The following is a 12,035-nucleotide window of genomic DNA, read 5'->3' on the forward strand; positions in this document are numbered from 1 at the left end:
GTGGGTTAGAATGTCGCCATGCCTTTCCGCCCCACGAACAGTTTCCGCAAAGCCAAGGCGCCTCCGCCCGACGAGACCTTCCAGGAAGCCGCCTATCTGAAGGCGCTGGGCGAGAAGCAGACGCCCGTCACCGTGAAACTGGTGGACGGCGAGACGGTGTATGGCTGGATCGAGTACTACGATCAGAACATGATCCGGCTGACGCGCGAGGGGGAGCCAAACCTGTTCATCTTCAAGCACGAAATCCTGTACATCGCCGAAGAGGGACGCCGCAAGCGTGAGTAGCGAGTTCGTCCCCGCCATGAGCGAGATCGCGCGCGAAGCCGGCGCGCTGCTCATGACCTACTTCGCCCGCCGGGTCAAGGTCGAATACAAAGGCGACGTCGACATCGTCACGGAAGCGGACCGCGCCAGCGAGGCGCTGATCGTAGACCGCCTCCAGGCGCGCTGGCCCAAGCACGACCTGATCGGGGAAGAAGGCGCGAGCGCCAAACAGGGCAGCGACTACCGCTGGTACGTGGACCCGCTCGACGGCACAACGAACTTCGCGCACGGATTCCCGGTGTTCTGTATTTCGCTGGCGGTGGAATACCGGGGAGAGGTGGTCGCGGGCGTACTCTACGATCCGACGCGGGATGAGCTGTACTCCGCGGAAAAGGGAAGCGGCGCATACCTGAATTCGCGGCGCATCCACGTATCGAAGACGGCGAACCTGTCGGAGAGCCTGGTGGCGACCGGCTTCCCCAGCCACAAGCGGCATAAGAACCCGAACATCCACTTCTATCACCGGATTACGCTGATGACGCACGGGGTGCGGCGGGCGGGCTCGGCGGCGCTCGACCTGGCGTCGGTGGCCAGCGGGCGCTTCGATGGATTCTGGGAATTCAATCTCAATCCCTGGGACACGGGCGCGGGCGTGCTGCTGGTGGAAGAGGCGGGCGGGAAAGTCACGCGCTTTGGCGGCGAGCCGTTCACCATCGATTCGAAGGAGACGCTGGCGACGAACGGGTTGATCCATGCCGATCTGCTGAAAGTCTTCCAAGACGTCTTCGCCGGGAAAAATCTCGAAGAGCTGCCGTCGGCGGTGGAGTACGGGAAGGGAAGATGAAGCTGGTCCCAGGATGACAGAAGGGAAAGGCATCGGAGTGGGTAGGGGTCCTTCGACTCGGCCGCAGAGCGGCCTCGCTCAGGATGACACCATGTTGGGTGATCCGCGCGCTTGACGCTGCTTTGTTACAATTCCCAACGTGGGAAATGACCTCTTAACGCGACACATCGAAAAGCGCCCGGACAAGGTGCGGTTGCAGGGGCGCATCCTCTTTCTTACCGAAGATCCCGACCTCATCCGCAAGCAGCTCGACGGCTGGGACATGCCGTGGGACACCAAGAACCCGGCCAAGAATCCCAAGCTTCGCGACGACATCTCCACCGACGAAATCACTCCCGCCCACTTCTGTTTCTATTTCGACCAGACGCTCGGCGAGATCCCGTATGCCGGCCTCAAGTGCGGCAACGAGCTGCCCGTCAAACGCGGGGACGTGAAGCGCGGCGGGTTCGTGGCGGCGGTGAGCGGCAAGCGGCGGGGCAAGGGCTCGAGCCGCGAGCAGTCACCGTACGCGGAGATGTGCGCGGGCATCCGGCTGGTGGTCGCGGAGAACATCGAGCGGATCTACAAGCAGAACTGCCAGAACCTGGGGATCCTGACCTCGACCAATTTCGAGCTGATCGACCGCATTCGCAAGGGCGAGGAGATGCCGCTGGAAGAGTTCACGCGCGGCGAGGACGACATCACGCGGCAGGTGATCGAGTACGGTGGCCTGTTCCCGTTCAACGTGGCGCGCATGCAGAAAAAGGTCTTCCTGCCGCCGATCAAGACGGAGAAGCGGGGCATGACCATCGCGGAGAAGATCTTCGCGCGGCACATGGTGGATGCGCAGGGCAACGTCGGAGTGCCCGCGGTGAAGGCGGGCGATACCGGGTTCGCGCGCGCCGACCTGCGCTTCAGCCACGAGTACGTCACGCCCATGGCGGCGATGTTCTATGAGCAGAACGTCGGGAAGGACGCGCCGGTCAACGATAAGGATTCGATCCTGTTCTTCCGCGACCACCTGACGTTCCTCGACGAGGTGATGTCGGAAGAAAAGCGCAAGATGGGGCTGCTCGACCTGGCCACGCAGCTCAAGTTCAAGCAGCAGGAATTTGCCGAGAAGCAGGGCATCCGGCTGCACGGCGAGCTGAAGGACCGCAAAGGCTCGGAAGGCATCTGCCACTCGATCGTGCTGGAAAGCTACGCGCTGCCGGGGCAGCTCAACGTCGGCTCGGACTCGCACACGCCGCACGTGGGCGCGGTAGGCTGCATCGCGTTCGGCATCGGCACCACCGACGTCTTCAATTCGTGGTTCACCAAAGACGTGCGGGTGAAGGTGCCGGAGTCGGTGAAGGTGGTGGTCCGGGGAAAGAAGCACCCGAACGTGACGGCGAAAGACTTCATCCTGGCGCTGCTGGCCATGGACTACATCAAGAGCGGCAAGGCGCTGGCCAAGGTCATGGAGTACTCGGGCGAGGCGATCGAGGAGCTGAGCGTGGACGAGCGCGCCACCATGACCAACATGGCGGCGGAGATCGGCGGGTTCACAGGGATCGTTGTGCCGGACAAGAAAGTAGCGAACTTCCTGGTGGAACGGCGGGGCATGGATCGCAAGAAAGCCGAGGCCACGATCCAGGGGCTGAGCAGCGATGCAGACGCCAAGTATGCGCACGTGATCGAGCTGGACGCGGCGGAGCTGACACCGATGGTGGCGACGCCGGGCGATCCGGGGAACGGGAAATTCGTCCGCGACCTGAACACGCCGGTGCCGGTGGAGATCGCATACGGCGGGACCTGCACCGCGGGCAAGAATGAAGACATGGACATGTACGCGCGGGTGCTGGCGGACGCGCTGGCGCAGGGCAAGCGGGTAGCCGATTCGTGCAAGTTCTACATCCAGTTCGGGTCGCAGGAAACGCGCGATTATTGCGTGCGCCAGGGGTACCTGGACATCTTCAAGAAGGCGGGAGCGATCGTGATCGAGCCGAGCTGCGGGGCGTGCATCAACGCCGGGCCGGGGGTCTCGACCAGGCCGGAGCAGATCGTGATCAGCGCGCAGAACCGGAATTTCCCGGGGCGGAGCGGGCCAGGGCAGATGTACCTGGCAAGTCCACTGACGGTGGCGGCGAGCGCGGTGGCAGGGTATATCACGGAATACCAGCCGTCGCAGAAGAGAGAGCTGGTCGGAGCGTAGGGATCCTTCGCGTCGACGTCACTCACGCCCGCTAAGCGCGTCAAATTCCGACCGGAGAGGTCGGATTTCGAGGCTGGGTTTTTCGTGGAGTCAGCGGATTTTCTGTTAAAATCCTCCGTTCTGGAATCACAGCAATCGTAAGTAGCGACGGAGAGAACCCACAATGGCATATGTAATCGCTGAACCCTGTATTGGAACCAAGGACACCGCTTGCGTGGACGCCTGCCCGGTGGACTGCATCCACCCCAAGAAGGATGAGGAAAAGCACGCGACGGAAGAGATGCTCTACATCGACCCGGTCGAGTGCATCGACTGTGGCGCATGCGTGCCGGTTTGCCCGGTGTCGGCCATCTTCGCGCTGGACGACCTGCCGGAGAAGTGGAAACACTTCACCGAGCGCAATGCGAAGTACTACGGACGGTAACCTCAGCTGAGTTTGGAACGCGCACCCGCATGGTGCGCGTTTTGTTTTTCTCCCACCCTGTCGCTGCGCGACAAGGGTGGGGCACCCGCCTATGAATGTCGATGCGATCCGCGAGTTCTGCATGTCGCTGCCACATGCCACCGAGCAGGTGCAGTGGGTGCGCGACCTGGTGTTCAAGGTCGGCGGAAAGATGTTCTGTGTGGTGAACCTTGAGCCGCAGCGGGAAGAAGTCCTGATGTCGTTCAAGGCGACCGAGGAGGAGTTCCACGAGCTGCAGGAGGTCGAAGGGATCATCCCGGCGCCTTACATGGCGAAGAACAAGTGGGTGGCGCTGCAGCGGTGGGACGTACTGCCGACACAAGAGCTGAAGCGGCTGGTCAGGACGTCGTATCAACAAGTGTACGCGAAGTTGCCGAAGAAGGTCCAAGCAGGGTTCGGACAGGGTAGGGGTCCTTCGACTCGGCGCCGCCGAACGCGGGCGGCGCCTCGCTCAGGATGACTCCCATCAATATGTTCCGTCGAACGCGGGCGGACGCTTGAAGTCAGGTGTTTCGCTGCTTTCCATCCGGTAGCGGCTCCATTACAATCAAGGTTTCTGGTGGTGGTCGAAGCTGACGCCAGAGTGTCGGGGCGCTGCCGATGCCGCTGAAGCAGTCCGAGGCGATCGTGCTGCGCAGCTATCCGCTGCGCGAAGCCGACCTGCTGGTGACCTGCTTCACCCGCGCCGAAGGCAAAGTACGGGGTGTGGCGCGGTCGGCCAAGAAGTCGAAGAAACGGTTTGGCGGGGCGCTGGAGCCGCTCACCTACGTCCGGCTCTACTGGGAAGACCGAGAGCGGGTGGAACTGGCCAGGTTGGATTCCTGCGAGGTGCTGGAATCGCCGATGGCCACGCAGGTGGACTATCCGCGGGCCGTGGCCCTGGGGTACGTGGCCGAAGTGCTGGACCAGGTGCTTCCGGACCGCGAGGCGCACGACGACCTCTTCCGGCTGACGCTGTCGGTTCTGCCGCAGGTGCAGGCGGGGGCGATCTGGATGCCTCTGACGTACTTCGACCTGTGGCTGGTACGGCTGGTGGGCCTGCTGCCGGAGCTGGGCGAGTGTATCGAGTGCGGCACGGCGCTGAACGGCAGCCGGGCGTACTTCCACCCGCTGGCCGAGGGTTTGATGTGCGGCGAGCACAAGCGGCTGGCGTCGGCGGAGATGTCGAGCGAGTCCCGGGCGACAGCGGCGCAGATGTTCCGCACTTCGGTGGAAACGTTCGCCGGCGAGCCGTGGCCGCGCAAACGCGGGGCGGACCTGAGGAAGTTCCTGCAGCAGCGCATCGAGCAGCACCTGGAAAGAAAGCTGGTGACCGCGGCGATGTTGGACAGGATTGACTAGCAATTAGCGTTTAGCAATTAGCGCTTAGCCAGCGACGATCTTGATCGGCTAAACGCTAATCGCTAGTAGCTAGCTGCTCAACGTGAAGACAATTGCCCAATCCTAAGAAAAATGCGCCCACCTTCCAAGAGCTGATCCTCAAGCTGCAAAACTTCTTTGCCGAACGCGGGTGCGTGCTGCAGCAGCCCTACGACGTCGAGGTAGGCGCGGGGACGATGGCGCCCGAGACCTTTCTGCGGGTGCTGGGGCCGAAGCCGTACAACGTGGCCTACGTGCAGCCGTCGCGGCGTCCGGCCGATGGGCGCTATGGAGATAATCCGAATAGGCTCTTCAAGCACACGCAGTTACAGGTAATCCTTAAACCTCCGCCTGAGAATGTGCAGGAGCTGTACCTGGAGTCCCTGGAAGCGATCGGGATCGACCTGCGCAAGCACGACATCAAGTTCGAAGAAGACAACTGGGAGTCGCCCACGCTGGGCGCGTGGGGGATCGGGTGGCAGGTGATGCTGGACGGGCTGGAGATCACCCAGTTCACCTACTTCCAGCAGTGCGGCGGCGTGGACCTGGACCCGATCTCGGCGGAACTGACGTACGGGCTGGAACGCATCGCGGCCTTTCTCCAGGACGTGGATTCGATCTACGACATCGTGTGGGCGCGCGACCCGAAGACCGGCGCGGTGATGACCTACGGCGACGTCCGCTACCAGGACGAACTCCAGTTCTCGGTGTACAACTTCGAAGCCGCAAACGTCGATTTCCTCTGGAATCATTTACAGCTGTACGAGCGCGAATGCGACGCGCTCGTCAAGGCTTACTGGCTGGCGCGGGACAAGAAGCCCGATGAGATCGTGCGCTTGGGGCTGAGCGGGCTGGTGGACAGCGAGGGCAGGGCGATCTCGGCGGTGCGGTTTCCGTTGCTGGGGGCGTTCGATCTGTGCCTGAAGTGCTCGCACCTGTTCAATATCCTGGACGCGCGCGGGGCGATCTCGGTGACCGAGCGCGTGGGAGTGATCGCGCGCATCCGGACGCTGGCGGTGGGAGCCGCGAAGGCCTATCTGGACCAGCAGGAAGCCGCGGCGGAGACGCCGCGGGAGAAAGCTTGCGAGGTCGAGAAAACTGCCTGATGTGACATGGCTCACATCAACAGAGTCGGCTGCGATGGGATTCTGAGGGTTCACCTACGATGGCGGATTTCCTTCTTGAGATCGGGTGTGAAGAGATCCCGGCGCGGATGATCGACGGGGCCGAGGCGGAGCTGGCTCGCCGTGTCGGCGAACTCCTGACCCGCGAACGTCTGAGCGCAGACCCCAAGGTCGAGGCGTACTCTACGCCGCGGCGAGTGGCGGTGCTGGCGCGCGGAATCAAGCCGGCGCAGCCCGATATCGAAGAGCAGGTCACGGGTCCTGCGGTAAAGGTCGCGTTCAAAGACGGGCAGCCGGGGCCGGCGGCGCACGCGTTCGCCAAGAAGGTCGGTGTCGATGTCGCGAAGCTCGATCGGGTGAGCACGCCGAAGGGCGAGTATCTGGCGGCCAAGGTAGTGAACCGCGGGCGTAGCGCGTCGGAGGTACTGGCTGAGGCACTGCCCAAGGAGATCGCCGGGCTTTACTGGGCCAAGAATATGTACTGGCGCGAAGGGAAGCCGGAGCGATTCGTGCGTCCGGTACGCTGGCTGGTGGCGATGCTGGATGCGCAGGTGGTGCCGGTGGAGTTCGGCGGGATCGAGTCCGGGCGGGAATCGCGTGGGCATCGGATCCTGGGCCGCGAGGTCAGCCTGGAAAGGGCAGACTCGTACGCCGGGGCGCTGTCGGATGCCAAAGTCGTGGCGACGCGTTCGGAGCGCGAGCAGCGGATCCGCAAGGCGCTGGACGCGGCGACGCGCGAGGTGTCCGGGGCGCGGTGGCGCGAAGACAAAGCGCTGCTGGATACGGTCGTCAACCTGACGGAATCCCCATCCGCCATCCTGGGAAACTTCGAGCGCGAATATCTCACGCTGCCGGAAGAGGTGCTGGTCACGGTCATGCGCGACCACCAGAAGTATTTCGCGGTGGAAGACGCAAGCGGAAAGCTCGCGCCTCACTTTCTGGCCGTACTGAACACCGACGGCGATCCCGAGGGAATCATCCGGCACGGCAATGAGCGGGTGCTGCGGGCGCGCTTCAACGACGCGCGTTTCTTCTGGGACACGGACCAGAAGGTCCCTCTCAAAGAGCGCGTTGAAATGCTGAAGAAGGTCACCTTCCAGAAGGACCTGGGCAGCTATTACGAGAAGGCGCTACGGATGCGGCGGCTGACGCGGCACACCGTGGATGAGCTGGAGAACAGCAAGATTGAGATCAATGAGCCGGCGCTGAGCGACGCTGCGTCGCTGGCCAAGACCGACCTGACGACCGAACTGGTGAAAGAGTTCACGGAGCTGCAAGGGATCGTCGGGGGACTGTACGCGCGGGCGCAGGGATTGGATTCCGTAACCGCGGACGCCATCTACGACCACTACAAGCCGGAGTCGATGGAAGATGCCGTGCCACGGACGATCGAGGGCGCGGTGCTCTCCATCGTCGATAAGGCGGATTCGATCGCGGGAATGTTCGCGCTGGGCTTGCAGCCGACCGGGTCCAGGGACCCGTTCGCGTTGCGGCGCCAGGCCAATGGGATCGTCAAGATCCTGGCGGAGCACAAGCTGCCGCTCAGCGTCACGAAGCTGTTCGTGGAGGCGCGCGCCAGCTACAAGGGCTCGGAGGCGGAAAAGAAGTTCAAGGACCAGGAGTACAAGGAGAACGTTGCCGGGTTCCTGCGGGAGCGGCTGGAGTTCTACTTCAAGGACGTGCTCGGCCTGGAGTACGACACGGTGAACGCGGTGCTGGCGGCGGGCGCGGAAGACGTGCCAGAGGCCGTGGCGCGGGCGCGGGCGGTGTCGGAGGCGCGGAAGGCAGAGGATTTTCAGCACATCGCAGCCGCATTCAAGCGCGTCAAGAACATCCTTCGCCAGGCGGAGGAGAAGAAGTTCGCCGTCGCCTCCAGGCTCGACCCGGTGCGGATGGGAGATGAAACGGCATTCAAGCTGGTGGGAGAGAGCGTGGCCATCGGAGCGGCGGTCGAGCAATATCGCCAGCAGAAAAATTACGACCAGGCCCTGCGCGCGATGGCGACGCTGCGTCCGCACGTGGACGCCTTCTTCGACAAGGTCATGGTCATGGTGGACGATGAGAAGGTGCGCAGCCACCGGCTGGCGATGCTGCGCGACCTGCTGGCCAATTTTTCCACGATCGCGGATTTCTCGGAGATCGTGACGGAAGGGAAGAGTTCTTAGAAGCAGGTCCCTCGCGGGAGACCCTGGGCTGAAGCCCAGGGCTACGGCCCGCTCGGGATGACACAGGATTATTCAGGTTCATACGCACTTATTAGAGAGGACAGACATATATGAGCACCACAGTAGCGGAAGTCGAGAGAGAGCAGCCCGGCGCGAAAGCGGCGAAGTACGTTTACTTCTTCGGCGGAGGGAAGGCCGAGGGTAACGGCAAGATGAAGGATGAGCTGGGCGGCAAGGGCGCCGGGCTCGCGGAGATGACGAACGCGGAGCTCCCGGTGCCTCCGGGCTTCACCATCCAGACGGAGGCGTGCCGCGAGTACATGCGCGGCCACGGGAAGATGTCCCCCGATGTCGACCGGCAGATGGAGGAAGCGTTACATCGCCTGCAGCAGCTGCAGGGGCAGAAGCTGGGGATGGGCGAGAACCCGCTGCTGGTGAGCGTGCGTTCGGGCGCAAAGTTTTCCATGCCGGGGATGATGGACACCATCCTCAACCTCGGGCTGAACGACCAGAGCGTGGAGGCGCTGGCCAAGAAGAGCAAAAACCCGCGCTTCGCCTACGACTCCTACCGCCGCCTGATCCAGATGTTCGGGAACGTGGTGCTGGACATCGAAAAGTCGGCCTTCGAGGAGGTGTTCGACGGCAAGAAGAAGCAGCGCAAGGTCAAGCTCGACACCGAGCTGGACGCGAAGGCGCTCAAAGAGGTCATTGACGAGTACAAGAAAGTCGTCAAGAAACACGCCAAGCGCGACTTCCCGCAGGAGCCGCACGAGCAGCTGATCATGGCGCGCGACGCCGTGTTCCGCTCCTGGGAGAACGACCGCGCCAAGCATTACCGCCGCATCAACAACATCGACGACATGCTGGGCACCGCGGTGAACGTGCAGGCGATGGTCTTCGGCAACCTGGGCGAGAGCAGCGGCACGGGCGTCGGCTTCACCCGCAACCCCGCCACCGGCGTGAAGGAATTCTACGGGGAATTCCTGATGAACGCGCAGGGCGAAGACGTGGTGGCCGGCATCCGCACGCCGGTGCACATCTCCGAACTGCAGAAGATCATGCCGGGCGTCTACAACCAGCTGCGCGAGATCACGACGCGGCTGGAAAAACACTACCGCGACATGCAGGACTTCGAGTTCACCATCCAGGAAAGCAAGCTGTACATGCTGCAGACGCGCAACGGAAAGCGCACGGGGCGCGCTGCGGTGCGGATCGCCATCCAGATGGTGGAGGAAGGGCTGATCACGAAGGAAGAGGCGATCTTCCGTGTCGACCCCAACCAACTCTACGACTTCCTGGTGCCGGCGCTCGACGAGAAGAGCATCGAGGTGGAAGTGCTGGCCACCGGTTTGCCGGCGTCGCCGGGCGCGGCGGTCGGCCAGATCGTCTTTACCGCCGATGAAGCTGTGGTGAAGGCAGGCCACGGACCGAAGAAGCACCCGGTGATCCTGGTGCGCGGCGAGACCGCGCCGGAAGACATCCACGGCATGGAAGTCGCGGCCGGAATTCTGACCTCGCGCGGGGGCATGACCAGCCACGCGGCGGTGGTGACGCGCGGGATGGGCAAGTGCTGCGTGGCCGGCGCCGGCGACATCGGAGTGGACGAGCACGCAGGCGAAATGCGGGTGAAAGGCCAGGTCTTCAAGGAAGGCGACTGGATCTCGCTCGACGGGACGACCGGCCGGGTCATCAAGGGCAAGCTCAACACCGTACCGCCCTCGGCCGACGATCCCGAACTGCAGAAGCTGCTGGGCTGGGCGGAACCGTTCCGCAAGATCGGGGTGCGCGCCAATGCCGACATTCCGCGCGACGCCATCCAGGCACGGGCATTCGGAGCGGAGGGCATCGGCCTCTGCCGGACGGAACACATGTTCTTCGCCGAAGACCGCATCCCGCACATGCGGGCGATGATCATGGCCACCAACGAAAAAGACCGCCGGGTGGCGCTGCGCAAGCTGTTGCCCATGCAGCGGGCCGATTTCGCGGGGCTGTTCCGCGCCATGGACGGGCTGCCGGTGGTGATCCGCACGCTGGATCCGCCGCTGCACGAATTCCTGCCCAAGCGGGAAGAGCTGATGGTGGAGATCACGAAGCTGGAGTGCACCAAGCCGAAATCGCCGAAGTTGAAAGAACTACGGCAGGTGCTGCGCCGGGTGGAAGAGCTGCATGAGTTCAACCCCATGCTGGGCTTCCGCGGCTGCCGCCTGGGCATCGCCCTGCCGGAGATCACGGAGATGCAGGCGCGGGCGATCTTCGAAGCGGCGGTGCAGGTGGCCAAGGAGGGCGTGAAAGTGATCCCCGAGGTCATGATCCCGCTCACCGCGGGCATCAAGGAGATGGCGCACCAGGGCGGCATCGTGCGCCGGGTGGCGGAGGAGGTGTTCGCAGAGAAGGAGATGCGAGTCGAATACTTCGTCGGGACGATGATCGAGCTGCCGCGCGCCTGCGTGGTGGCGGACGAGATCGCCAAGGAAGCCGAGTTCTTCAGCTTCGGCACCAACGACCTGACGCAGACCACGTTCGGCTTCTCGCGGGACGACATCAACAAATTCCTGCCGAGCTACATCGCCGAAGGCATCCTGAAGCAGGACCCGTTCCAGGTGATCGACCGTGAAGGCGTCGGAGACCTGGTTCGCATGGCTATCGAGCGCGGGCGCAAGACGCGTCCCAAGCTCGAGGTCGGAATCTGCGGCGAGCACGGCGGAGAACCGGCTTCGGTCGAGTTCTGCCACATGGTGGGCATGGACTACGTTTCCTGCTCGCCATATCGCGTGCTGACCGCGCGACTGGCTGCGGCGCAAGCGGCCGCCAGCGAAGGTAAAGCGGAGGCGGGAAGAACGAAGTAGCGAACGAAGGTGCGCAAAACAATCAGGCCCGGCCATCCAGCCGGGCCAGTTCTTTGCCGTCTGAGCTACTGGATAAGAGCACCGGCGGCGTAACAGGTCGGAACGTCCGTGCTGTAGTGAATGGTGCCGGTCGTGTCCGTGCAGAAATAGCGGACCCCACTGGAATTGGGCGCTATTGGCGCAGCGGAATACTGGAAGCCGGTGGTCAGGGCGCCAGCTTTCGGGCAGACACCAGGAGCGAAGTTGTATCCCGCCTTAGTGCCGCTTTTGAGGACGTCGTCGATGATGCCGGCAGCGGTCGCGTCCGGCGGGTTCTTTCCCCCTCCCAAGGAATTCAAGTTGCAGGCATACCCAATGGTCGGGAACGTGGAGTTGTAAGTGTTCTCCGCCGTGGTCAAGGTGCGGAGAGAGTTGACCGCGGAGGCCTCGTTCGCGGCGATCCGCGAGCGCAGCAGGTTCGGTATGGCGATCGCGGCAATAATGAGGATGATTGCCACCACAATCAACAGTTCAAGAAGAGAGAAACCGTTCCGGTTCCTCATGTGCGCCTCTCAAGTCGATCTCAACAAACTCGTTCCTTAGCAGCGGGTGCAATCCAGTGGCCTAACTCAGCCCTCCGGCCCCTCCTATTAAGGCATAGTTACAGAAGTACTTGCCATTGCCAAAGTGGTGTCTGGGGGCTAGGTACGCCAAAATAAGTCAACAAAAAGTGCCAAAAATTGTCAACCACATTCACGAAACCGCTCTTCACGGGAGCGATACCAAGTGCCCAAAGTAATTGGACTCCCACTTGTAAA

Annotated in this window: 10 protein-coding genes; 9 read left to right on the forward strand and 1 reads right to left on the reverse strand. The window is 62.8% G+C overall.

Annotated elements, in window-relative coordinates; all coding sequences use genetic code 11:
• The first annotated feature begins 18 nt into the window (after positions 1-18).
• The 9 genes from LAN37_10030 (at position 19) to ppdK (ending at position 11,238) form a co-directional block, all read left to right on the forward strand.
• Positions 19-285, forward strand: a complete 267-nt coding sequence (locus LAN37_10030; GenBank protein MBZ5647549.1) for an RNA chaperone Hfq — start codon at positions 19-21, stop codon at positions 283-285.
• Between the two features lie 16 nt (positions 286-301).
• A complete protein-coding gene (locus LAN37_10035; GenBank protein ID MBZ5647550.1) occupies positions 302-1,108 on the forward strand; it encodes an inositol monophosphatase in 807 nt (268 codons plus the stop codon).
• Positions 1,109-1,370: 262 nt separating this feature from the next.
• On the forward strand, positions 1,371-3,281 hold the full coding sequence (locus LAN37_10040) for a 3-isopropylmalate dehydratase (GenBank protein ID MBZ5647551.1): 1,911 nt from the start codon (positions 1,371-1,373) through the stop codon (positions 3,279-3,281).
• Positions 3,282-3,444: 163 nt separating this feature from the next.
• Positions 3,445-3,705 (forward strand): ferredoxin family protein, encoded by a 261-nt coding sequence (locus tag LAN37_10045; GenBank protein MBZ5647552.1) that lies wholly within the window; start codon positions 3,445-3,447, stop codon positions 3,703-3,705.
• A 91-nt stretch (positions 3,706-3,796) separates the two neighbouring features.
• Positions 3,797-4,204, forward strand: coding sequence for an MmcQ/YjbR family DNA-binding protein (locus LAN37_10050; protein ID MBZ5647553.1), 408 nt, complete (start codon positions 3,797-3,799; stop codon positions 4,202-4,204).
• Positions 4,205-4,344: 140 nt separating this feature from the next.
• Positions 4,345-5,085, forward strand: coding sequence for a DNA repair protein RecO (gene recO, locus LAN37_10055; protein MBZ5647554.1), 741 nt, complete (start codon positions 4,345-4,347; stop codon positions 5,083-5,085).
• A gap of 92 nt (positions 5,086-5,177) precedes the next feature.
• Positions 5,178-6,209 (forward strand): glycine--tRNA ligase subunit alpha, encoded by a 1,032-nt coding sequence (locus LAN37_10060; protein MBZ5647555.1) that lies wholly within the window; start codon positions 5,178-5,180, stop codon positions 6,207-6,209.
• A 59-nt stretch (positions 6,210-6,268) separates the two neighbouring features.
• Positions 6,269-8,392, forward strand: coding sequence for a glycine--tRNA ligase subunit beta (glyS, locus tag LAN37_10065; protein ID MBZ5647556.1), 2,124 nt, complete (start codon positions 6,269-6,271; stop codon positions 8,390-8,392).
• Between the two features lie 110 nt (positions 8,393-8,502).
• On the forward strand, positions 8,503-11,238 hold the full coding sequence (ppdK, locus tag LAN37_10070; protein ID MBZ5647557.1) for a pyruvate, phosphate dikinase: 2,736 nt from the start codon (positions 8,503-8,505) through the stop codon (positions 11,236-11,238).
• A 65-nt stretch (positions 11,239-11,303) separates the two neighbouring features.
• Here ppdK and LAN37_10075 read toward each other — a convergent pair whose 3' ends face one another.
• The gene (locus tag LAN37_10075) at positions 11,304-11,780 is read right to left on the reverse strand and encodes a prepilin-type N-terminal cleavage/methylation domain-containing protein (protein MBZ5647558.1); all 477 of its coding nucleotides are present in this window, start codon (positions 11,778-11,780) and stop codon (positions 11,304-11,306) included.
• Between the last annotated feature and the right edge of the window lie 255 nt (positions 11,781-12,035).

The organism is Terriglobia bacterium, assembly GCA_020073495.1.
Taxonomy (GTDB): domain Bacteria; phylum Acidobacteriota; class Terriglobia; order Terriglobales; family Acidobacteriaceae; genus JAIQFD01.